General features: G+C 38.5%; 17 protein-coding genes. 8 read left to right on the top strand and 9 right to left on the bottom strand.

Annotation, left to right across the window (positions count from 1 at the left end):
* Nucleotides 1-33: 33 nt before the first annotated feature.
* The 3 genes from C8D70_RS04640 to C8D70_RS04650 are packed head-to-tail and all read left to right on the top strand — an operon-like array spanning nucleotide 34 to nucleotide 2,829.
* Nucleotides 34-2,079, top strand: a complete 2,046-nt coding sequence (locus C8D70_RS04640) for a S9 family peptidase (protein WP_110366523.1) — start codon at nucleotides 34-36, stop codon at nucleotides 2,077-2,079.
* 7 nt (nucleotides 2,080-2,086) lie between these two features.
* A complete protein-coding gene (locus tag C8D70_RS04645; RefSeq protein ID WP_110366524.1) occupies nucleotides 2,087-2,449 on the top strand; it encodes a four helix bundle protein in 363 nt (120 codons plus the stop codon).
* Nucleotides 2,450-2,490: 41 nt separating this feature from the next.
* The gene (locus tag C8D70_RS04650) at nucleotides 2,491-2,829 is read left to right on the top strand and encodes a hypothetical protein (RefSeq protein WP_110366525.1); all 339 of its coding nucleotides are present in this window, start codon (nucleotides 2,491-2,493) and stop codon (nucleotides 2,827-2,829) included.
* Between the two features lie 115 nt (nucleotides 2,830-2,944).
* Here C8D70_RS04650 and C8D70_RS04655 read toward each other — a convergent pair whose 3' ends face one another.
* Nucleotides 2,945-3,436, bottom strand: coding sequence for an SRPBCC domain-containing protein (locus tag C8D70_RS04655; protein WP_110366607.1), 492 nt, complete (start codon nucleotides 3,434-3,436; stop codon nucleotides 2,945-2,947).
* Nucleotides 3,437-3,635: 199 nt separating this feature from the next.
* Here C8D70_RS04655 and C8D70_RS04660 point away from each other — a divergent pair, with 199 nt between their 5' ends.
* From C8D70_RS04660 to C8D70_RS04680, 5 genes are all read left to right on the top strand, one after another.
* Entirely contained in the window at nucleotides 3,636-5,180 is a 1,545-nt protein-coding gene (locus tag C8D70_RS04660) for a sensor histidine kinase (RefSeq protein WP_110366526.1), read from the top strand.
* 158 nt (nucleotides 5,181-5,338) lie between these two features.
* Complete coding sequence (locus C8D70_RS04665) at nucleotides 5,339-6,025, top strand: response regulator transcription factor (protein WP_002982671.1); 687 nt, start codon at nucleotides 5,339-5,341, stop codon at nucleotides 6,023-6,025.
* A gap of 78 nt (nucleotides 6,026-6,103) precedes the next feature.
* Nucleotides 6,104-6,751, top strand: a complete 648-nt coding sequence (locus C8D70_RS04670; RefSeq protein WP_228407979.1) for a hypothetical protein — start codon at nucleotides 6,104-6,106, stop codon at nucleotides 6,749-6,751.
* 100 nt (nucleotides 6,752-6,851) lie between these two features.
* Entirely contained in the window at nucleotides 6,852-7,133 is a 282-nt protein-coding gene (locus C8D70_RS04675; protein WP_228407980.1) for a hypothetical protein, read from the top strand.
* Between the two features lie 70 nt (nucleotides 7,134-7,203).
* Nucleotides 7,204-9,909 (top strand): TonB-dependent receptor domain-containing protein, encoded by a 2,706-nt coding sequence (locus C8D70_RS04680; RefSeq protein WP_110366528.1) that lies wholly within the window; start codon nucleotides 7,204-7,206, stop codon nucleotides 9,907-9,909.
* A 266-nt stretch (nucleotides 9,910-10,175) separates the two neighbouring features.
* Here C8D70_RS04680 and C8D70_RS04685 read toward each other — a convergent pair whose 3' ends face one another.
* The 8 genes from C8D70_RS04685 to C8D70_RS04720 form a co-directional block, all read right to left on the bottom strand.
* Complete coding sequence (locus tag C8D70_RS04685) at nucleotides 10,176-10,673, bottom strand: phosphoheptose isomerase (RefSeq protein WP_110366529.1); 498 nt, start codon at nucleotides 10,671-10,673, stop codon at nucleotides 10,176-10,178.
* Nucleotides 10,674-10,698: 25 nt separating this feature from the next.
* Nucleotides 10,699-12,981: a GH92 family glycosyl hydrolase gene (locus tag C8D70_RS04690; RefSeq protein ID WP_110366530.1), complete on the bottom strand. Its 2,283-nt coding sequence runs from the start codon at nucleotides 12,979-12,981 to the stop codon at nucleotides 10,699-10,701.
* A 21-nt stretch (nucleotides 12,982-13,002) separates the two neighbouring features.
* Complete coding sequence (locus tag C8D70_RS04695) at nucleotides 13,003-13,863, bottom strand: ROK family protein (RefSeq protein ID WP_110366531.1); 861 nt, start codon at nucleotides 13,861-13,863, stop codon at nucleotides 13,003-13,005.
* A 130-nt stretch (nucleotides 13,864-13,993) separates the two neighbouring features.
* Nucleotides 13,994-16,402: an endo-beta-N-acetylglucosaminidase H gene (locus C8D70_RS04700; RefSeq protein WP_110366532.1), complete on the bottom strand. Its 2,409-nt coding sequence runs from the start codon at nucleotides 16,400-16,402 to the stop codon at nucleotides 13,994-13,996.
* Between the two features lie 57 nt (nucleotides 16,403-16,459).
* Nucleotides 16,460-18,610 carry an endo-beta-N-acetylglucosaminidase H gene (locus tag C8D70_RS04705; protein ID WP_110366533.1) on the bottom strand — a complete coding sequence of 717 codons (2,151 nt, stop codon included), beginning with the start codon at nucleotides 18,608-18,610 and terminating at the stop codon, nucleotides 16,460-16,462.
* A 110-nt stretch (nucleotides 18,611-18,720) separates the two neighbouring features.
* A complete protein-coding gene (locus C8D70_RS04710; protein WP_076597869.1) occupies nucleotides 18,721-20,148 on the bottom strand; it encodes a glycoside hydrolase family 125 protein in 1,428 nt (475 codons plus the stop codon).
* Nucleotides 20,149-20,179: 31 nt separating this feature from the next.
* Entirely contained in the window at nucleotides 20,180-22,411 is a 2,232-nt protein-coding gene (locus tag C8D70_RS04715) for a GH92 family glycosyl hydrolase (protein WP_110366609.1), read from the bottom strand.
* Between the two features lie 128 nt (nucleotides 22,412-22,539).
* Nucleotides 22,540-23,511: a glycoside hydrolase family 130 protein gene (locus C8D70_RS04720; RefSeq protein ID WP_110366534.1), complete on the bottom strand. Its 972-nt coding sequence runs from the start codon at nucleotides 23,509-23,511 to the stop codon at nucleotides 22,540-22,542.
* Nucleotides 23,512-23,531: the final 20 nt, after the last annotated feature.

Here is a 23,531-nt window from a genome sequence, read left to right on the forward strand (position 1 = left end):
ATATATATAAGACGTAAAAAATAAAATACCAGGATGAAAGCTCCACAGGCAAAAAAAATAGAAAAAATATTAGAAACACACGGCGACAGAAGAATTGATAATTATTTTTGGCTGAACGAAAGGGAAAACCCTGAAGTCATCCAATATATTGAAGAAGAAAATGCCTACGAAGAATTCATCATGAAAGATACAGAAGCTCTTCAAGAAGAGCTTTTCGAAGAGATGAAAGCCCGCTATAAAAAGGATGATGAGTCTCTCCCTTATTTCTTTAATGAATACTGGTATATTGTGCGTTATGAAAAAGGCAAAGAATATCCTATCTTCTGCAGAAAGTATAAAAGCCTTGAGAACGAAGAAGAAATTGTACTCGATGTTAATATTCATGCGGAAGGGAAAGAGTTTTTTGAAGTAGGAAGTGTAGCGGTAAGCCCCAACAACGAACTGGCTTCTTTTTCTTCAGATGATGTAGGAAGAAGAATTTATACTCTTAATTTTAAAAATTTAAAGACTGGAGAAATTTTGCCGGATACTATTCCTAATACGACAGGAAAAGCTGTTTGGGCAAATGATAACCAGCATATTCTTTACATCAGGAAAGATAAAAGCCTTCGTGCATTTCAGGTTTATAGACATCAGCTGGGAACAGATTCAGCAGAAGATGTTCTGATCTTCCACGAAGAGGATGAGACTTTTGATGTCAATGTATTTAAAACAAAATCGTTAGAGTATATTTTTATTGCAAGCTCAAGTACTATTTCTGATGAACACCGTTTTATTCCTTCTGACAATGTATTTGCAGAATGGACAGTGATCCAGCCAAGAATAGATGATCTTGAATATTCTGTAGAGCATTATGAGGATGAATTCTATATCATTACCAATGCTGACGATGCCATTAATTTCAAGATTGTAAAGACAAAGATTGATAACTGCAGCATGGAAAACTGGATTGATGTCATTCCGCACCGCGCAGAAGTTTTACTGGAAGGTTTTGAGATCTTTAAAGACTATCTGGTTCTTGAGGAAAGAGAAAGAGGCTTGCTTCAGATCAAAATCATTGATGAGAAGACACAGGAATCTTATTATCTCCCTTTCTCCGATCCTACTTATACGGCATATATTGGAATCAATCTGGAATTTGATACAGAGATTTTACGTTACGGTTACACCTCTCTTACACAACCAAGCTCCACCTATGAATATAACATGAAGGATAAGACAACAAAGCTTCTGAAACAACAGGAAGTTTTGGGTGGAAAATTTGCTCCTGAAAATTACGTTTCAGAAAGAATCTGGGCAGATTCAAGAGATGGAAAGACCAAAGTTCCTATTTCATTAGTGTATCATAAAGATACCAAAAAATCTGCTAACACTCCGCTTCTTCTGTATGGATATGGAAGCTACGGACATACGGTGGACGCCAGCTTTTCAAATGTAAGATTATCCATTCTGGACAGAGGTTTTATTTATGCTATTGCTCATATCCGTGGTGGAGAATATCTGGGAAGAGAATGGTATGAAGACGGAAAAATGCTGTTTAAGAAAAATACATTCTTTGATTTCATTGATGCAGGGAAATATTTAATCAAAGAAAATTATACTTCATCGAAGCATATGTATGCAATGGGAGGAAGTGCCGGTGGTCTGCTGGTAGGCGCCGTGGTCAATTATGAGCCTCAGCTATTCAACGGAATTGTAGCACAGGTACCTTTTGTAGATGTTGTTACAACAATGTTGGACGATACAATCCCATTAACTACCGGAGAATATGACGAATGGGGAAATCCAAATGATGAAGAATACTATCATTATATGAAAGATTATTCTCCATATGATAATGTAGAAGCTAAAGATTATCCCCATATGCTGATCACAACAGGATTCCACGATTCACAGGTACAGTATTGGGAACCTGCCAAATGGACGGCAAAACTTAGAGAATTAAAAACAGACGATAATATTTTAGTCTTTAAGACTGACATGAGTTCAGGACATGGAGGAGCAAGCGGAAGATTTGAATCCCTGAAGGAAGATGCGTTGGAATTCGCATTTCTGTTAAAGATAAATGATAATTCATAAATGATAAATGACGGATAGCCCAGATTATAACACAATTTTTGCTTTTAAAACAAAGCAGTTAGCCATCATGATCATTAAAGAATTTTCTAAACGTCCACATAATGAAGCCTTTTCTGTGATCAGAAAACAAATATTCCGGTCTTCTACTTCCATGGCTGCTAATTATAGAGCTATGTGCAGAGCAAGATCAAAAGCTGAGCGGTTTTCTAAAATATCTATCGTGATTGAAGAAACTGATGAAACTTTGTTTTGGCTTGAAATGTTAGAGGAATTGGAATATGTTCAAAAAGAAATTATAGCAGATATAAAAACAAAGACTGAAGAAATACTGAAAGTAACTTCTTCTTATAGAAAAATGCTAAAGAACTAACTTTATCATTGATCAACTATCATTTATCATTTAAATAGATTATGAACGAATCCGAATATTGGAAAAAAATAGAACAGTTCTTCGAAGATAATTTTCAGACGGAGAAAAACCCGCCTATTGAGACCCTTTTATTTCTGATAGGGCTTCAGGAGCTGGGAAGCGGCCAGCAAAAATATACAAAAGAAGATAAAGTAAACCTGATCCACATTGCTGTCTGCAGATTACTTGAACCTTTTGGATATTATAAATTTACACACTATGAAGACGGATGGCCACATTTTGAAACTCTGGAAGAACTTCCGGAATTAAAACCTAATGAGCAGACTTTGCTGATGAAAAAGGCAATTATCCAGTATTTTCAGGAAGAGGAGCTTTTGTAAAGGCAGGAAGCTTGAAGAATGAAGCAGGAAGTTAACCCCTGTTGATAAATAAAAAAGAGGATTTTCCATGGAAAATCCTCTTTTTCATAAATGATTATTTTTTACTGGTTCAAACTTATCCAATCAATTCTTCCAATTGATTAAGCCCCATTTTAAAACCTTCTTCAAATCCCATATCCATAAGTTTTTTCATAATTTCAGGAGAATGATAATGGATATTAATGGTTACTTTAGTTCCTTCCTCCACTCCGGTAAAGCCAAGCAGCCATTTTGACCTTGGGAAATCTTCATTGACATTCCCTTTCTCATCACAGAAGGCACTCATCCAGTCGAGACTTCTGTGCTCCGTTATTTCCCCATATTGAGTTTGAGCATACATAGGTCCTTTTTCACCGTTTGGGCCTACCATTGTATACATCCAGATCCCTCCTTCTTTGAAATCCTGACTTACCGTTTCACATTTCCACGGTTTAGGCCCCCACCACTCATCCAATAATCTGGCTTGTGTAAAATGGTTCCAAATGGTTGAAACATCAGCCTTAAAGATCTTCATAACATAAACATTTGATGCATCAAAATCTTTGTTGAAAATAATAGCAGATTCCATAATTTTTATTTTTAATAAAGTTAGCATTTTATTATTGAAAAGGACTTTTCATATAACAAGTAAAGGATAATTCATAAATAATTGTTAAAAAACACTCTTTTAAGAAAAAAAAAACAATTATTTGGCTCGTTTTTTGTTTATGTAGTCTTAAAATAATTAATTTTAACATTCATTTTTTCAAAACCTATATAATTAAATAATGAATAACAAATTCATCCCAATAATTTCAGTGTTTATGACAATCTCACTGATTGTCTTCGTGACGCTCCAATTTTATTGGTTGAAAGGCTATTACGGCGTACTGGAACAGGATTTTTCAAATAAAGTATATGCGGTTTTGGAAAGTACTTCAAAAAGTATTGAAGAGATTGAAGCTGATAAATACCTGAATCAGGATTATAAAGATTTCAGAAAAAATATTCTGGCAAACAGTAAACAGCCGTCTTTAACTACAATCCAACAAGTGCAAGACTCCGGTACTCAAAGACAGATTATTTATTCCAAAAATATTATTGAAAAAACGCAGCTCCCAATTTCTCAGAAAGGAGATTCTATTAAGCTGACTACTCTATATACGGACGAAGCTGCCTACAAAATAAAAAGAGACACCACAAACCGCGAACTTCTTACCACAGATATCAATCAGGAGATCGAAACGGGAGATTACTCTATGAAAGAGTTTGTGAAAGTATATGGAAACAACCTTCCTATTACTAAAAGAGTAGATCCTAAAACACTGGACTCCGTTATTGCCAAAGAACTTAAAATACGAGGGATCACTGCCAAGTTCGGATATGGAGTTCTGGATCGTAATAATAAGCTTACCAGCATTGCCAATAAGGCTTATAAAGAAAAGAAAGACAGCAATACCTACAGTTTTCCTCTTTTTGCAGATAAGAAAAATACGTTATACAGCCTTGCATTGGTATTTCCTAAAAAAGAATATTCCCTGGCGATGAATAACTGGCCGATGCTTTTGGGAACATTCCTTTCTCTCCTTACCATTCTTGGGATTTATATTATTTCCATCAATTATATGATGAGACAGAAAAAGCTTGCTGAAGTAAAAACAGACTTCATCAACAATATGTCCCATGAGTTTAAAACTCCATTGGCAACCATTTCTGTCGCAACAGATTCATTGGCTAATGACAAAATTGCCACCAATCCGGATAAGGTAAAATACTATTCCGAACTGATCAAACAGGAAAACTTAAGGATGAAAAAGCAGGTGGAAAATGTGCTTAATATGTCCAAGCTTGAGCGAAATGAAGTAGAGCTGTTTTTAAAGGAAGCCAACGTAAGAGAGCTGATTAAAAAAACAACAGAATCTTTCAATCTGATTGTACAGCAAAGAAACGGAACGCTTACGCAGAAGTTCAATGCTATGCAGTACAATTTTAAAATAGACGAATTCCATATCTCCAATATGCTGGTCAACTTACTGGATAATGCCAACAAATATTCTCCTGAAGCACCGGAAATACATGTGGAAACAAGAAATGAGGGACACTGGTACGTGATTGAAATTTCCGATAAAGGAATGGGAATGGATACCCAGAATAAAACCAAAATTTTCGAAAAATTCTTCAGAGAAGAAACCGGAAATATTCACAACGTAAAAGGACAGGGATTAGGCCTTTCTTACGTGAAGAAAATTGTAGAACTGCACAAAGGACAGATTATCGTAGACTCTCATAAAGGAAAAGGAAGTACGTTCACGATAAAGCTGCCAATGAGCTAGAAAATAAATGATAGATGATAAGTGATAAATGATAAAAAATATCTTCACATCAATTATCAATGATCGTTTATCAATTATAAGTTTAAACCAAATATCAAAATATAGAAGATAGAGTGAGGAAGTTCATTCTTAATTGTTAATTATTAATTATTAAAATTATGAGCAACAGAATATTATTAGTAGAGGACGATCAGAGTTTCGGGGCGGTGCTTAAAGATTATTTGACCATCAATAATTTTGAAGTAACTCTTGCCACTGACGGAGAGCAGGGACTAAAAGAATTTACAGAAAATGAATTCGATATCTGCATATTTGACGTAATGATGCCTAAAAAAGACGGATTTTCATTAGCGGAAGATGTAAAAAAGATTGATAAAAATACACCCATCATATTCCTTACTGCAAGAAATATGAGAGAAGATATCTTGAAAGGATATCAGCTGGGAGCTGATGATTATATCACAAAGCCTTTTGATACTGAACTTCTTTTATACAAGATCAAAGCAATTCTTCAGAGAAGTTCTACCTTGGAAAATGAAGAACAGGAACAGTTCAAGATCAGCAATATTTTCTTTGACTCTATGCTGAGACAGCTGAAAGTAGGTGATAAAGAATACAAGCTTTCTCCTAAAGAAAATGAATTATTAAAACTTCTTTGCATCCACAGAAATGATTTTATGCCGAGAGATCTTGCCTTAAGAAAAATCTGGAAAAAAGAAAATTACTTTACAGCAAGAAGTATGGACGTTTATATTGCCAAGCTTCGTAAGTTGTTAAAAGACGACGAAGGATTAGAAATCATCAACGTTCACGGAGAAGGATTCAGACTTTTGGTAAAAAATTAATCCAAAAATCAAATTATAAGTATAAAATTAGCAAAACAATTGAAAATGTTTTGCTAATTTTGTTTCATACCCATGGATATGAAGAATACATTTATAGGTTTGATCGCCGTATCACTATTAGCCGCATCCTGTAGTAAAAAGGATGAAAGAGCTACTTACTTAAAAGATGAAGCTAACGCAGGACAACCCAACGTAGCCCTAAATACCACCTCAAAAACCGCTCTGATGGATCAGGCAGGTATCCAATCCAGCCCTAATCCTGCTCCTATGGCTACCGCTCCGGGAATGAATCCTCCACACGGACAGCCCGGACACCGATGTGATATTCCGGTAGGACAACCTCTGAATGGTGCTCCTGTTACAGCTACTCCTGCTTCTCAAAATATAAATGCAAACGGAAACAATATTGTTCAGTTAGATCCTAATGCCGTAGCACCAGGAAAAATTACCATTGACAACAATGGAAAACAGGCGAAAACAGCGCCGGGAATGAACCCTCCACACGGACAGCCTGGACACAGATGCGACATTCCCGTAGGACAGCCATTAAACAGTAAGCCCGCTCCAACACCACAGCCAGCACAAAATACAGTTCAGGCTACTCCAAGTCCGGCTCCCGCTCCTGCTGCACAGAATCTGGCAATGGGTGAAAAACCCAAACTGAATCCGGCACATGGAGAACCCTGGCATAGCTGTTCTCTGAAAGTTGGTGATCCATTACCATAAATTTTGTATTTTTGCAGAGATGAAGCTGTTTCACCTACTTGCAATAGTTTTTTGTCTGGGAGTTTTTTTGATTCCCAAGGATAACTTTTATGCGCAATCTATGCAGAAAACATGCTGTAAAGCAGAATCTTCTCAAAAAATGGACTGCTGTAAAAATCATTCTTCAAAAAAAGACAGCAACCATGATAAAACAAAATCATGTAATGATGACTGCTGCTCGTCATGTGTTGCCTGTTACACGTTTATTGAAACCCCTTTCTCAAAAAATTTACGTCTGGAACTTTCTTATTACAAATCAAATAAGAATCCTCAGTTTCAGTATGCAGATCCTTATCTTTCAGACCGTTTAAAGGAAATCTGGCAGCCGCCCAAGATAGGTTAATTAAAATCTTAAGGGTTCATTATGTCCTATAGTGAACTGTTTTTTTAATTAATTTAAACTTTTAAACAAAATGAAATTATCTATTTCCAGGTTGATACTTGGTGCATTATTCCTGTTTACCCAATTGATATCTGCTCAGACCCTTTCAAAAAATCAGTTCAAGGTAAAAGGGAACTGCGAAATGTGCAAAACCCGAATTGAAAGTGCGGCCAAAAAAGCAGGTGCTAAAACGGCAGTTTACTCTATCAATCTTCAAACCTTAACCTTTGAAACAGACAAAACATCTGCCGATGATATCTTAAAAAAGGTAGCTGATGCAGGGCATGATAATGAGAAATTCAAAGCTTCTGATACAATCTATGAAAGCCTTCCGGGATGTTGTCATTACGACCGGGACTTACAGCCTTCACAGGCAGAAACACATCATGAGAACCATGCAGAAACTAATATTTCCACTAAAAAAGAAAATGAATTCTACGTAAGAGGAAACTGCGCTTCTTGTAAAGCAAGAATTGAAAAGGCAGCAAAAGATGCGGGTGCGAATACTGCGGAATGGAATGCAGAGAAACAAACGGTTGCTTTACATTTTGATCCTTCAACAACCTCATCAGATAAGATTTTAAAAGCAATTGCTGATGCAGGTCATGATAATGAAAAATATAAAGCATCAGATGACGTATACAACGGACTTCCGGGATGCTGCCTGTATGACAGGGATTTTACTTTTGGTGAACCCAATCCAAAAGTACACTACGAAGAAGAAACAAAGCATGAGAATCATAAAAGCAATGATACCTCGAATGCCCAGGAGGATCATGCTCAGCACGAAAGGAGTATTGATGGTGTTGTTGTAACAGGCTCTAAGACGGCAACAGCTTTAAGCAAGAAAGAGGCCGGACTCGTCTTTAATATCGATAAAAAAGAGCTGTTAAAGGCAGCTTGCTGTAATCTTTCCGAAAGTTTCGAAACCAATGCAACGGTAGATGTATCTTTCAGCAATGCGGTTACCGGGACAAAACAGCTGAAAATGCTGGGTCTGGATCAGAAATATACCAGCTTAACGAAGGAACAACTCCCTGAAATCAGAGGATTGGCTTCTGCTTACGGATTAAACTTTATCCCGGGAAGATGGATTGAGAGTATTCAGCTGACAAAAGGTGGAAGTACCGTAACGAACGGTTATGAAAGTATCACGGGGCAAATCAATACTGAGCTTTTAAAGAATGCAAAGACTCCTGAAACATCGCTAAACCTTTTTTCTGACTTCAATGCAAGAGCAGAGATCAATATTACCAATGTTTCTCCTATCAACGATAAATGGTCACAGACTTTCCTTCTCCATGGAAACGGAACGTTTGGAAATACAGATATGAATGATGACGGTTTTCTGGACAGACCGAAAGGAATACAGATCAATGCAGCCTATTTATTGAATTATAATGACCTTGAAAAGTCAGGATTCGGGTCTCATTTCGGGATTAATTTTATCAGAGATGAAAGAACTGCAGGACAGATTGGTTTTGATAAAAAATTGTCTCAGGATAAACAGTCTCCCTATGGTGTAGGAATCGATATTTCAAGATTCCAAGTCTGGAATAAAACAGGGTATGTTTTTAAAGGAAAACCTTACCAGAGTATCGGATGGATGAACCAGTATGTATATCACCAACAGGACAGCTTCTTCGGATTAAGAAATTATGCAGGGCAGCAGCACACATACTATTCCAATTTAATTTTTGAAAGCATCATCGGAAATACCAACCACAAGTATAAAGCGGGTGCAAGTTTCTTATATGACGGTTATAAAGAAACGTATTTGCTGGATGATATGAGAAGAAATGAAATTGTACCGGGAATTTTTGCCGAATATACTTTAACAGGTTTAAAATATACTTTAGTGGCTGGTTCAAGGGTGGATTTTCACAACCTTGCAGGCACTCAGTTTACACCGAGACTTAATTTTAAGTATGATTTCACGCCTCAGACTATTCTAAGACTTTCTGCAGGGAGAGGATTCAGAACGGCGAATGTTTTTGCGGAAAGCCAGCAGTATTTTGCATCGAACAGAGCCATTAATATTGTACCCAACGGAGGAAATATTTACGGATTAAGACCCGAAATTGCATGGAATTATGGGGCAAGCTTACAACAGGAATTTAAGCTATTCGGAAGAAAATCCAGCATTATTGCAGACTTTTTCAGAACAGATTTCCAGGATCAGGTGTTGGTAGATTTGGACAAGTCTCCTCAACAGCTGACATTCTATAATCTGGAAGGAAAATCCTTTGCTAATTCATTCCAGACGCAGTGGGATTTTACGCCTTTCAAAAATTTTGATGTAAGGCTAGCTTATAAGTATTATGATGTACAGGCTGATTATATCGGAGGAAGAAGAGAAGTTCCTTTTATGGCGAAACACAGGGGTTTTGTGAACCTGGCCTATTCAACCAATAAAAATGATAATGGTGGATTCTGGAGCTTTGATACGACTTTAAACTGGGTTGGAAAGCAAAGACTTCCTGATACATCAACTAATCCGGCAGAGTTTCAGCTGCCAGCTTATTCGGAATCTTATGCAGTTCTGAATGCTCAGATCTCAAGAAATTTCAATAAAAAGATCAGAGCTTATGTTGGAGGAGAAAACCTGACTTCTTATTATCAGAAAAATGCGATTGTAGATTTTAAAAATCCTTTCGGAAATTATTTTGACGGCGGAATGGTGTACGCTCCAATTATGAAGGCGAACTTCTATGTGGGACTGGATGTGACGTTTTAAAAGCGGGAAGCTGGAAGAATGAAGCAGGAAGTGCTATTAGCCGGTAGAATTCTTATTTGGGAATAAATTACAGATGTTCTCTGAATAAACAAAACCTAATAGGTCTTTGAGACCTATTAGGTTTATTTTTTTGCTGTCAGCTAATAAATTCAGCATTGATACCGAAGAATAATAAAAAGTTTTGAAAACCCGCAGCAACTCCCATCTTCCTGACTCAAGCTTCCTGACTCAATACAAAATCCGCTTCAATGAAGCGGATTTTGTATTTATCTCCCAAAGTCATCCTGTACTCTTACGATATCGTCTTCGTCTGAAGGATTGGAGGCATCGGTATGCTGCCAGATTTCAGCTACAATTCCCCAGCCTGACAAACCTATCAATCTGTGTCTTTCACCCTGCTGAAGTTTCACCTGATCTTTCGGCCCGTATTCTTTCAATTCTCCTTCTTCATCAGTATTGCTTCTTTTAATTCCTACCATTCCTTCCACTACCTGCCAGATTTCGGCTCTTCTGTGGTGATACTGCCAGCTTAATCTTGCTTCCGGAGCAACGATAAGAATTTTTGGGCTTAGTTTTCCTCCTATTCTCAGGTTATCTACATCAATTCCATCGAAATATTGGTTGGCAAAATCCTGTGCCTGTGTTTCATCAATTACAAAAAAACCACCCCATGGTCTTGTATCATCTTTTGCTGCGATGTTAAAACCTTGTGTCTGCAGCATGCTTCCTACTCTATCGAATATTTCTTTTTTTCCTGTACTCATACAGCTTGTATTTCTAAATTAACAATTATTTATTTGATTCTTCTTTTGACATTGAATAGGGAAAATCTTTTTCCTGTGAACCTCTTTCTTTATTGGGCTTGTTATCCATCTTAAAGTCTAAAATGGCTCCTTTCATCAATTCTTTATGGCTCAGCCAGTTTTTGGAGTAAGGCTGTTGGTTTACGTTCAAAGATTTTACATATAAATTATCTGCGTTGTTTTCCGGAGCTTTTATTTCAATTTTCTTACCATTTTCCAAATAGATGGTAGCTTCTTTAAATAAAGGTGCTCCCAACACATACTGATCCGTTGCTGGTGTTACCGGATAAAACCCAAGGGCTGAGAAAATATACCATGCGGAAGTCTGTCCATTATCTTCGTCACCGCAATATCCATCAGGAGTTGCATGATACAGTTTATTCATTACCTGTCTTGCCCAATATTGGGTTTTGTAAGGTGCTCCTGCATAGTTGTACAGATAAATCATGTGCTGAATAGGCTGGTTTCCGTGGGCATACTGTCCCATATTCATGATCTGCATTTCTCTGATTTCGTGGATCACGCCTCCATAATAACTGTCATCAAAAACCGGAGGCAATGAAAATACTTCATCTAATTTGGCTTCAAATTTCTTTTTCCCACCCATCAGTTCTGCCAAACCGTCGATATCCTGGAAAACAGACCATGTGTAATGCCAGCTGTTTCCTTCTGTGAAAGCATCTCCCCATTTGAAAGGATTGAATGGTTTCTGGAAATTACCGTCTTTATTTTTACCACGCATCAGACCTGTTTCTTTATCAAACAGATTTTTGTAATTATACGCTCTTTTTTTGTAAATATCAATTTCTGAAGCTGGTTTTCCCAATGTTTTCCCCAGTTGATAAATGGAAAAGTCATCATAGGCATATTCTAACGTTCTTGCCGCATTTTCATTGATTTTCACATCGTAAGGAACATAACCCAATTCATTATAATATTTTACTCCTGCACGGCCTACCGCTTCAATAGGGCCTTCGTTATTGGCTCCATGTTTTACGGCCTGCCAAAGGGTTTCCACATCGTATCCACGAAGTCCCTTGATATAGGCATCTGCTACTACGGACGCGGAATTGTTTCCGATCATAATATCAGAATATCCGGGGCTGCTCCATTCCGGTAAGAAACCTCCTTCTTTGTAAGCGTTCACCAATCCTTCCTGCATTTCAACATTGATCGAAGGATACACAAGATTCAGGAACGGGTACAAAGCACGGAAAGTATCCCAGAAACCTGTCCCGGCAAACATTCTTCCATCTACAATTTTCCCGTTGTAAGGACTCCAGTGTTTTATTTTGTTCTGCGCATCCACTTCATATAATTTTTGCGGGAAGAATAAAGTTCTGTATAAAGAAGAATAAAATGTTCTCATCTGCTGATCTGTTCCTCCTTTTACGTCTATTTTTCCAAGTGTTTTATTCCAGATATTTTTAGCATCGTTTTTTACCTGTTCAAAGTTTTTATTTCCGATTTCTCTTTTAAGATTCAATTCTGCCTGTTCAAAGCTGATGAATGAAGAGGCTACTTTTGCATAAACCGTTTCTTTGTTTTTAAGTTTAAAACCTACTACAGCTCCGGTATGATCACTGGTAATTTCCAATTGATCATTCACCAGTTTATCGTCTTTCCAGGTTTTTGTCAGTTCAAAATCTTTATCAAACTGAATGACAAAATAGTTTTTAAAGTTTTCATATTTCCCGGTAGAATATTTTGTCGTATAGCCCAGAATTTTTCTTTCCTTCGGTAAAATCTTGATGTAAGATCCTTTGTTTAACGCATCAACCACTACATAAGCGCTGTCTGTCTTTGGAAAATCAAATTTAAAATAAGAGGCTCTTTCCGTAGGGGTAAATTCTGTGGTAACATTGATGTCCGCAAGATAAACGCTATAGAAATAAGGTGTGGTAACCTCAGCTTTATGGCTGAACCAGCTTGCTCTTTCGTCTTCTTTAAATTTCACTTTTCCTACTCCAGGCATGATGGCAAATGCGCCATAATCGTTCATCCATGGAGAGGGCTGGTGAGTTTGTTTAAACCCTTTTATTTTATCTGCATCGTAGGTATATGCCCATCCGTCACCCATTTTACCAGTCTGCGGTGTCCAGATATTCATTCCCCATGGAAGTCCGACGGCCGGATAGGTATTTCCATTGGATAATGAAGGTTTGGATTGTGTTCCCATCAAAGGATTCACATAATCTACGGGAGATACATTCTGACCTAAAGCCCAGGCCTGTAATAACAGTAAGCAAGTAGAAAATATAAACTTCATTGTATCTTTTCGTTTTTTAATTTATATACGCTTTTTTAATGCATAGCTGGCAGCTCCAAGAATGGCCGCATCTTCAAATATAGCAGAAATTTTAACCTGCAAGTTAATATTATTCTTTGTTAAATTCTGGATAAATCTTTGCTCAAAATAAGGATAAGCTTTGGCTATATTTCCTCCTATAACTAAAACTTCCGGTTTGTAGTGATCTACATATTTAACGATAAATTCTGAGAAAGAGTCTGCATATTCATCAAATATTCTGGTCTGTATTGCTTTGGGTTTATCCAACAAATCTTTAGTCCCTGAGATTTCTTCTCCGGTTATTTCTTTATAACGATTCACAAACCAGCGTGTTGCCAGATAGTCTTCACTGATGGAACCTCTGAATGGAGAATCCCATAAGTCTTCATCAGTAGCCAATTCTCCATTGAAGAAGGTAGTTCCCAAACCTGTACCGAGCGTCACTCCAAAAATTCTGTTGAAACCCTGGGCACAACCTCCGTATACTTCTCCTTCCATAAATGCTGCAGCATCATTTACAAAATGAATCTGCTCCTGAGAAATACCGAGTCTTTTTGCCAGCTCTTCTTTAATATTCACCTGATAGATATCAATAAATTTTCCCTGCTGCATCAGCGATATCCCATTTTCATAATCGAAAGGTCCGGGCATTGCGATACCGATCAGAAGATCTTCTTTTACCAGATTATGAGCTACTTTATGGATAGCTGAAACCCATGCAGAGAAAATAATCTCTTTTTTATCAAAAGCATCTACATGTTCTCTCACATAGGTGGATGAAATGATTTCACGCTTTTCCGGATCCACCTGAGCCAGCGTGATATGTGACCCTCCGATATCAATTCCTACTATATTCTGCATTATTTTTTATTTTAAATTCAAACATCCTTTGACTGAAAAAACAGACAAACAGGAAAACACCTCCTGTCTGTCTGCTTTGTATTTCAGACTTTATATTATCAATTCCGATAACTATTTCATTATCTTAAACTTATTTTACGATTACTTTACCAGTCGATATCACTTTACTGTTTGCAGATGTAATCTTGTAAATATAAGTACCACTGATTAAATCCTGTGTATTCACTGCATTATTATTTTGATTAATGTTCTGTTTTTTGAATAATTTTCCTGAAATATCATACAATGCTACTTCAGCTGCCGAATTGTCGCCAATAGCAAAGTGAATATCATTTCCTCGTTTCACAGGGTTCGGATAGACTGCGCTGTTGTCTTTCACAGATTCAACATCTTTCACTGCAAGATTAGAAGCACAGGCAACATCTGTTCTCCAGTTGGCATCTGTCATATTGATCAGGGTTGCAAAATGAGTGTTGGCTGTAGCATCCAAAGCTCCCATTCCACTTCCTTCATCCATTTTCCAGTTGGCTTCAAGACCTGTAGAGTTGGCAGGAACATTACAGCTGTTACTCAGGATTTCCTGTGGTGTAAGTGCTTTTTTCCAAACTCTGAATTCATCCAGAAAACCGTTGATTGTACGGGAATTATCATAGTTTCGTCCCAGATAAAGGATTCCGTTTGCCGTAAAGTTACCCGTTACCGCAAAAGTGGCATCGAGGTTCCCATTTACATAAATTTTCATTGCCGCACCATCATAAGTGGCTGCTATATGATACCATGTATTAGTGTTGAATGCTGTATTCGTATTCAGTTTCACCTGTGACGAACCAAAACTCAATATAAACTGCAGCTTATTATTCGCTAGGTTTCCATCTCCGAAACGAAGCATGGCCGAGTTATTATCTCCTACTTCTATACCCATTACTGATGAAATATATGGGAAGCCTGTTTTGAAAGCATTTACTTTTACCCAGCCTTCAAATGTCACAGCATTTCCACTCAGGTTAAATTGTCCTGCATTAAGATAGTGTGTGCTTCCGTTAAAAGAAAGAGACCTTGCCCCCGGACTTGTAACCGGAGCAAAACCACTGTTGAATGCTCCTTCCCCTGAATAGGTACTTGTAGTTCCTCCCGCACATGAAGCCTGTACTTTCCATACATAGTTTGTATTAGGTGTCAGGTTTTGTAATGAATAGGAATTAGTTGTAATATTTGGAATTTCAGACCAGGTTGTAGCAGTGGCAGTTTTATATTGCAGTGTATATGAAGTTGCGTTTCCTGCATCCCAAGACAACTGAGCGGTATTACCAAGGAAACTTCCGGAAGTCAATCCTGATGGCGTAGTGCAGCCACTTCCGGAGTTGAACCTTGGGGCAAAAATATAAGTACTTGTTAACGTCGGTGAGCAGTTGGACTGTATTCTCCAATCGTAATTGGTATTCAGGGTAAGATTGTTGATGACAATATTATTCCCTGAATAATTATTAGCAACGTTTGTCCATACCGTTGAATTGGCCGGCTTGTAATCAATATTGTAAGACTGGGAAGCATTGGAAGTCCAGTTCAGCTGGGCTGAAGTTCCTGTCACGTTGGAAACATCAAGTCCCAATGGCGGATCACAAGCCTGTCCCTGAGACCATGAATATAACTGACCGCTTAAGAGTGTATTTTCATTATAAAGAATATTGGAGCCTGTGCTAAGATAGCTTGCTACGTCCGTTCCTCCCAGATCATACCACATAAACACTCCGTATTGATCATTCTTTGTACTGGTAGCTAAGCTTGCCAGTGTAGTTGCAGAAGTTGAACTTGGATTTGAGTTTTGAATCCAGGTTGCAGCAGCAGAAATTTTAGATTTATCAAGAGGTGGAACAACAGGTGCATTGTAAGTACTATACATTGCGTTCCAGGTATAATTAATATAATTTCCTGCTAAATCTCCGTTATACGTTTGTCTTGTAGTAGCAGGTCCGTAATAATAGAATGTGATCAGTTTATCCGGCATTGCAGCTTTTAATTCCTGCAAAAGCATTACAAAAGAACTGTTATTGGGCTGTCCTGTTCCGTTATTTCCATATCCCGCGTATTCATCATCAAGGTCTACTCCATCCAAACCGTAGGTATAAACAGTATGAGCTACCTGTAAAGCGAAATCTTTAGCCGCTTCACGGTTAGGAAAATTGGAAATCCCGGCTCCCTGGTGGTTTCCCAATAGATCCAGTAATACTTTTATTCCTTTTTGCTGTAAGGGTTTTACGTAAGTATTAACATCATTCAGAACTTTAGTAACATTATTATTGTTTGAGATATAAGCTCGGTTTTTGGAAACATCATAGTTGATATTCGCTGCAAAAATAATCGCAACATCAAAAAGCTGTCTGTTGGTATTCTGCAGAGTATATGAACCTGCATTCAGCATATTATTGTTATTCACCTCCACATAGCAGACTCCCAAAGGATTAAGCTGTTGTGCTTTGAGCAACGGCGCTGTCTGAAGCATCAGGGCCATTAGGGGAATAAAAAAGGATTTTTTTCTCATAGTATATCAATTTTGTAGTAGAAAAATCATTGGGCCGAAGCCCAATGAAATGGGTTATTATTTTACAATTAGTTTTTCAGATTGTTTCAGGCTTCCATCATGAGATTCAAACTGAACGATGTAATTTCCTGCCGGAATTCTGCTCAATTCATATTGATTATCTCCTGGATTCAGGGATTTTGTATCTACGATTCTTCCATTAAAATCATAAATTGTCAACTTTCCTTTATTGTATTCATCCGGAACAGACACTGTCAATAGTGAAGATTTGCTTACCGGATTAGGATATAATTTGATTTGATTTTTAAGGTTTGTCTCTCCTGCATTTATCGCTTTTTGCCCTGCAGTTCTTGCTAATACTGAACTTCCAGTTGTACATGGTATATCTGCTCCCCAATTAGAAGCATCAACACCTGTCAATGTTAAAGTCACACCATTCCCTGAAGTATCCTGAACAGTAGAGCCACTTCCTTCGTTAAACTTCCAATAAGCAGCCAGTGAAGTTGCCGGAACAGATACATTACACATCTTCTGGCTGATTTCCGTCTGGCTTAATGCGCGCTTCCAAACTCTTACCTCATCTATTTTTCCATTGAAATTCCTTGATGTGTTATATAAATATCCTACGTTGAATGCACCTGTTGAATTCACACTTCCGGTTTGTGTTTTAGTTGCATCCAAAACACCGTTGATGTACAATTTCATATTGGCTCCATCATAAGTAGCTGCTACATGATACCAGGTATTGGCATTCAAAGCAGTTGCAGAAGCCAGTTTTTGCTGTACATTATTAATACTTACCACAAACTGGAGTTTATTATTAGCCAGACTGGCATCTCCTAATCGTAAGAATGCAGAATTGCTGTCGCTTACCTCCGTTCCCATGATAGAGGAAATATATGGGAAAGCAGATTTGAAGGACGAAGGTTTTATCCATCCTTCAAAAGACAATGCAGAACCGCTTAGATTCATATTTCCGGCGGCTCCTGATTCACTGGTTCCATCCAGAGACAGAGCATAAGAACCTGTAGGCGTTGTTCCTGAAGTACTTGTAAATCTTGGAGCAAACATATAAGCGCTTTTCACGCTGCAGTTGGTTCTGATTCTCCAGTCATATTCGGTGTTAGCTGTTAATCCGGAAATAGTTACAGAAGTGGCACTTGTTGCAGATACGGCATTCGTCCATGTTGTGGAAGAAGCTGGTTTATAATCAACATCATAGGTATTGGTCCCTACGGCTGACCAGTTTAGTTTTGCGCTTGTTCCGGTAAGATTGCTTGTGTACAATCCGATAGGTGCATCACAATTTGTGCCTTGTGTCCAGGATTGTAAAGTACCGCTTAAAACGGTCGGCTGTCCATACAATGTCTGAGTTCCTGCTGAAAGTTGTGCCGTTTCATTGCTTCCGTGCAGATCATACCACATAAATACTCCGTATCCGCCATTTTTGGTCTGAGTTGCCAGACTGGTTGTTGTAGAATTGGAAGTATTTCCCATCCACACCGCTGCCGGAGAGATCTGTGCTTTGGTAAGCGGAGGTACATTAGGCGCGGAGAATGTTCCATACATCGCATTCCAGCTGTAGTTAACGTTGTCTCCTACTCTGGCTCCGTTCCAGGAAAGTCTTGAAGCAGCCGGGCCATAATAATAAAATGAAATAATTTTATTTGGTAACAATGCTCTTAACTCCTGAACAAGCATTACAAAAGAGCTGTCATTAGGCTGCCCTGTTCCGTTATTTCCGTATTCAGAGTATTCATCATCAAAATCAATTCCATCAAGACCGTAAGTGTTCACTGTATTGGCAAGCTGTAATGCAAAGTCTTTTGCGGCTTCGCGGGTAGGAAAATTACAGATCCCAGCACCCTGGTGATTCCCTAAAATAGTCAATACTACTTTAATTCCTTTTTGCTGAAGCGGCTTTATATAGGTATCCGCATTGGTAAGAACCTTCGTAACGTTATTATTGGAATACAGATAAGCTCTTCCACGGCTGGTATCATAATTAATATTGGCCGCAAAAATATTTACCACATTAAACAGATAGCTGTTCGATGTCTGCAGTTTGTACGCTCCTGCATTCAGGAGGTTGTTATTATTCACTTCCACGTAGCATATTCCTGTAGGATTAAGCTGTTGTGCGTTCATCAGAGAACCGGTCTGAAGCATCATGGCAATCAGTGCGGTAAAGATGGATTTTTTTTTCATTGTATAATTTTTTTAAGGTGTTTTTGGTGTGTGAATTTTATATAGCAATCCCCTGACACCTCCATTTTCGGGAAGGAATCTCAGTTGAATAAGCGATATAAAAAGGTTGGCTATGTCAGTAGCTCCGGGTTTTCGTTAAAGGTTTTCCATAACAATTCGCCAAACAGGGTATTGGCCCATGCAAACCATTCTCTGGTGAATTTTTTGTCATTGTCTTTATGGAAGGATTCATGCATAAAGCCTGTTCCTCCGTGCGTTTTCTGAAGAGTATTGATGCACCATTTGACCTCACTTTTGTCTTTCGTAGTGAGTGCCTTCATGATGATACTCATTGGCCATATCATGTCCAATCCGATATGCGGACCTCCTATCCCTTCTGCCAGCTTACCTTTGAAGAAGAACGGGTTGTTTTCTGACCACACAAATTTTCTTGTATTCAAATAAACAGGGTCATCAGCTTTCACCGCATCCAGATAAGGCAGTCCCAGCAAGCTTGGACAGTTCGCGTCATCCATCAGATTGTAGCTTCCGAAGCCATTCACTTCAAAAGCATAGATTTTTCCAAATTCAGGATGATTGTAAATTCCGTATTTTTTGATGGCTGCCTCTACCTCATCAGCAAGACTGTTCAGTTGTTGAGCCAATGTTTTTTCATTTTTAATCTCAGCCACCATTTCTGCAGCCTGACGTAAGCTTACCACTGCAAATAAGTTGGAAGGGATCAGGAAACCATAAATCGTAGCATCATCACTTGGACGGAACATAGAGCTGATCAATCCCACAGGTTTCGTTGGATAACCATATCCTCCCATAGGAACTCCGTCTGTAGCCCAAGCTGTGGTACGCTCGAATTTATAAGGTCCAAGATCATGTTTTCTCTGCTGTTCTGTAAAGGTCTGCAGGGTAAGTTTAATTCCTTTCAGCCAGTTGGCATCAAAAGGTTTTGTATCTCCTGTTGTTTTCCAGAAGTGGTAGGCCAGACGGATAGGATAGCAAAGCGAGTCGATTTCCCATTTTCTTTCGTGGGTGCCCGGCTTCATATCGGTGTGGTCATATTCTTTCCATTTACTGATCTTCTGGTCGTCGTTATAGAAAGCATTGGCATAAGGATCTTTCAGTATGAAAGTGGTCTGTTTGTGGATTACTCCTGAGATCAGCTTATGTAGTTTTTCATCTTTTTTTGAGAACTGCAGATAAGGGAAAACCTGTGCGGAACTGTCACGAAGCCACATGGCATCAATATCCCCTGTGATCACATAGGTATCCGGTGTTCCGCTGGTTTCTGTATAGTAAACAGTAGTATCCAATGTATTCGGGAAGCAGTTTTCAAAAAGCCAGCTTAACTCTTTGTTTTTTACTTTCTTTTTAAACGCTGCAATAGCACTTTCTACGGATTCGCTGGTAAAATGTCTTTTATCTTTAGGAACACGGACAACAGGAAAATCGTCCAGCACTAAATTTTTAGCAAAAACATTCTGAGTAAAAAGCAATCCGGCTCCTGCCAGCGCACTTGTTTTAATAAAATTTCTCCTTTCCATTGATACTTTGTTTCGTTTATTTTTATGAGTCTTATTTTACAGGTTTGCTTCCCATTACGAATCTCAATTCACCACCGTTCATGATATCGCTGTGATTTAACTCCCAGCTTTTGTATTCTTTTCCGTTCAGGAACATTTTCTGTACGTAGATATTCTTGTCAGATATTTTGTCTGCAATTACGGTGAATGTTTTTCCATTTTCAAGCTTTAAAGAAGCTTTCGGGAATTGTGGGGCTCCGATGGCATAAACAGGTTTCCCCGGTGTCACAGGATAGAATCCTAATGATGAGAAGATATACCACGCTGACATCTGACCGCAGTCTTCATTGTTAACGATTCCATCAGGTTTAGCTGCATACATATTGTCGCGGATATATTTTACCATTTTCTGAGTCTTGTAAGGACTTCCTGCATAGTTGTACAGGTATGGAACATGATGTCCAGGCTCATCCCCGAATCCTAAAGATCCGATGAATCCTGAGATATCAACATGTTGTTCTCCTTCCATATGAAGTGCTTCTGTGAAGGTTTTATCCAGTTTTTCTTCAAATCCTTTTTTTCCGCCGTATAGATTCATCATTTCATCAATCTGGTGAGGAACAAAGAAATCATAAGCCCAGATGTTTCCGGAAACCCAGTGGGGCTGCAGCTTTTTCCAGTCATTAAGCTTGAAATCTGCTAAGAATTTTCCGTCTTTCTGTCTTGGCCAGAAGTGATTATTTTCTTTATTGAAGGTATTCAGAAAGTTCATAGAACGTTTTTTATACACTTCTGATTCTTCTTTTTTACCTAATTTTTCAGCAAGCTGCTGGATACACCAGTCATCATATGAATATTCCAATGTTGCGGAAACAGAAGCTCCGTTCTCTGAAGGAGTATAACCTAATTTAATATAATCGTTAAGACCGCCGCCTCCATCGCTGCTGCTCATTTTATCAGTAAGAGAAGCGTCTTTCATAGCAGCAAATGCTTTTTCTGCATCAATACCCGGTATTCCTTTTGAGATTGCATCCCAGATTACGGATGCGCTATGATAGCCCAGCATACAGAAATTATCATATCCGCAAAGCTCCCAGATCGGCATGTGGTCTTTACGGTCTGTATATCTGCTGATCAGAGAATTGGCGAATTCTTTTGTATGTTTCTGATCCATAATGGTCAACAGCGGGTGGGTTGCCCTGAATCCGTCCCAATAGGAATAGGTACTGTAGTTGGTAAACCATTTGGTATTCATATTTTCCTGAGCGGCAACGTAATCTCCATTCACATCCATATAAAGGTTCGGTGCAATGAATGTATGATAAACCCCAGTATAGAAAATTTTTCTCTGATTGTCTGTACCTCCTGTCACCTGGAATCTGCCGATCAGATCTCTCCATGTCTTTTGTGCTGTTTCTTTTGCTTGTGCAAAGTTTATATTTTTAGCTTCAGTATCGAAGTTTTCCTGTGCATTTTCTGTACTCACGGGAGATAAAGATACTTTTACTTCTATACTTTCCTGATCTTCCGTTGAAAATCTTACAAAAGCTTTAGCATCCTTGGCAAGGGCAATTTTTTCATCATTTTTGATTTTTCCATCAGCATATACACCGTAAGACTTAAACGGTTTGGAAAACTCCATCACGAAGTAAGCAAACCGTTTACCTCCCCAGCCGTTGCTGTAACAGTAACCTTTGATTTTATTATTGCCTTCCACACTCACTAAAGTATGATAGATATTTCCGAAGATTTTGTTGGTAGGATCAATAATGATATTGGCTTCACTACTCTTCGGGAAAGTATATTTGTGGAATCCGACCCTTGGGGAAGCAGTAAGCTCTGCTTTAATTCCGTAGCTGTCCAGCATTACAGAATAATATCCCGGAGACGCTACTTCCTTATCATGGGTAAATTTTGAACGATAGCCTGTTTCAGGATTTTCTTCAGACCCCGGCACCATTTTCACCTGTCCTACGGTAGGCATTACCAGAATATCTCCAAGGTCGGCCCATCCTGTTCCGCTCAAATGGTTATGACTGAATCCCATGATCGTTTTGCTGCTGTAGTGATATCCGGAACACCAGTCCCAGTCGCCGCTTTTCGTATTCTGATCCGGACTCAGCTGTATCATCCCGAATGGCGTAGTTGCCCCCGGAAATGTATGTCCGTGGCCTCCTGTTCCAATAAAAGGATCTACCCAGGATAAAACATCGTTTTTATTTTGCTGGGCATTCGCTATAGAAATCAGGGTTGTAAAAAAGCAGATGAGCAGTTCTTTTTTCATGATAAGAGAGATATCGGAGATTTTTTTGTTTAAAAGCTGGTTTAAAAATAGGAAAACCATTATAAAATTCCCAGAAAACGGAAAAATTAAGATGATTAACCTATTTCCCTAAACTTTATATTACTGTATTAAATTGAATTCTTTTTCATAAAATCAATGATTTCTGAGATGTATCCAAAGGCAATCGCAACTACGGTATCAGCAGCACCGTAATATACTGTTACTTTGTCTCCTTCCGTCAATGCTGCACAAGGGAAAACCACATTGGGTACATCTCCTGTCAATTCATATGATTCGGCCGGAGCCAAGAGGTAAGGCTTCGTTCTGTACAATACTTTTGTAGGGTCTTCAAGATCAAGCAAAGCTGCTCCCATTGAATATCTGAATCCTCTGCAGGTATTGATCACTCCATGATAGAAAAGCAGCCATCCTTCTTCTGTTTTGATAGGAACAGGCCCACCTCCGATCTTTGTACACTGCCATGCACTGTCTTCAAAAGGCGTTACTTTCATCACGCAACGGTGTTCACCCCAGTATTTCATATCAGGGCTATAGCTGATATAAATATCTCCGAAAGGTGTATGTCCATTATCACTCGGACGGCTCAGCATGGCATATTTACCATTGATTTTTTCTGGGAACAAAACTCCGTTTCTGTTGAACGGAAGAAAAGCATTTTCACACTGAAAAAATTCTTTAAAATCAAAAGTATACCCAATTCCGATGGTAGGACCATTGTAACCGTTGCACCATGTAATCCAGTAGCGGTCTTCAATGAAGGTTACGCGGGGATCATATTTGTAATCGGATTCAATCATATCCGTGTTTCCGGCCTGCATTTCAATAGGATCATGATTGATATCCCAATTGATTCCGTCTTTACTGAAACCAGCAAAAATATTCATCTGTACTGACTTGTTGTCACAACGGAATACTCCGGCAAATCCGTCTTCAAAAGGAATCACGGCACTGTTGAATATACTGTTGGATGTTGGTATCGCGTATCTGTTAATGATCGGGTTTTCGGAAAACCTCCACATGATATCATTGCAACCTTCCGGGCGATCCTGCCAGGGGATCATTACTGATTGAGCTGTCATAAAGTATTTTTTACTTTTTA

The organism is Chryseobacterium sp. CBTAP 102, from assembly GCF_003201365.1.
Classification (GTDB): Bacteria; Bacteroidota; Bacteroidia; order Flavobacteriales; family Weeksellaceae; genus Chryseobacterium; species Chryseobacterium candidae.

Coding starts and splice junctions, on each gene's coding strand:
- C8D70_RS04720 (WP_110366534.1), bottom strand. CDS start 23,511: ATGACAGCTCAATCAGTAATGATCCCCTGGCAGGATCGCCCGGAAGGT.
- C8D70_RS04700 (WP_110366532.1), bottom strand. CDS start 16,402: ATGAGAAAAAAATCCTTTTTTATTCCCCTAATGGCCCTGATGCTTCAG.
- C8D70_RS04665 (WP_002982671.1), top strand. CDS start 5,339: ATGAGCAACAGAATATTATTAGTAGAGGACGATCAGAGTTTCGGGGCG.
- C8D70_RS04685 (WP_110366529.1), bottom strand. CDS start 10,673: ATGAGTACAGGAAAAAAAGAAATATTCGATAGAGTAGGAAGCATGCTG.
- C8D70_RS04675 (WP_228407980.1), top strand. CDS start 6,852: ATGCAGAAAACATGCTGTAAAGCAGAATCTTCTCAAAAAATGGACTGC.
- C8D70_RS04670 (WP_228407979.1), top strand. CDS start 6,104: ATGAAGAATACATTTATAGGTTTGATCGCCGTATCACTATTAGCCGCA.
- C8D70_RS04645 (WP_110366524.1), top strand. CDS start 2,087: ATGACGGATAGCCCAGATTATAACACAATTTTTGCTTTTAAAACAAAG.
- C8D70_RS04690 (WP_110366530.1), bottom strand. CDS start 12,981: ATGAAGTTTATATTTTCTACTTGCTTACTGTTATTACAGGCCTGGGCT.
- C8D70_RS04715 (WP_110366609.1), bottom strand. CDS start 22,411: ATGAAAAAAGAACTGCTCATCTGCTTTTTTACAACCCTGATTTCTATA.
- C8D70_RS04660 (WP_110366526.1), top strand. CDS start 3,636: ATGAATAACAAATTCATCCCAATAATTTCAGTGTTTATGACAATCTCA.
- C8D70_RS04705 (WP_110366533.1), bottom strand. CDS start 18,610: ATGAAAAAAAAATCCATCTTTACCGCACTGATTGCCATGATGCTTCAG.
- C8D70_RS04710 (WP_076597869.1), bottom strand. CDS start 20,148: ATGGAAAGGAGAAATTTTATTAAAACAAGTGCGCTGGCAGGAGCCGGA.
- C8D70_RS04650 (WP_110366525.1), top strand. CDS start 2,491: ATGAACGAATCCGAATATTGGAAAAAAATAGAACAGTTCTTCGAAGAT.
- C8D70_RS04695 (WP_110366531.1), bottom strand. CDS start 13,863: ATGCAGAATATAGTAGGAATTGATATCGGAGGGTCACATATCACGCTG.
- C8D70_RS04640 (WP_110366523.1), top strand. CDS start 34: ATGAAAGCTCCACAGGCAAAAAAAATAGAAAAAATATTAGAAACACAC.
- C8D70_RS04680 (WP_110366528.1), top strand. CDS start 7,204: ATGAAATTATCTATTTCCAGGTTGATACTTGGTGCATTATTCCTGTTT.
- C8D70_RS04655 (WP_110366607.1), bottom strand. CDS start 3,436: ATGGAATCTGCTATTATTTTCAACAAAGATTTTGATGCATCAAATGTT.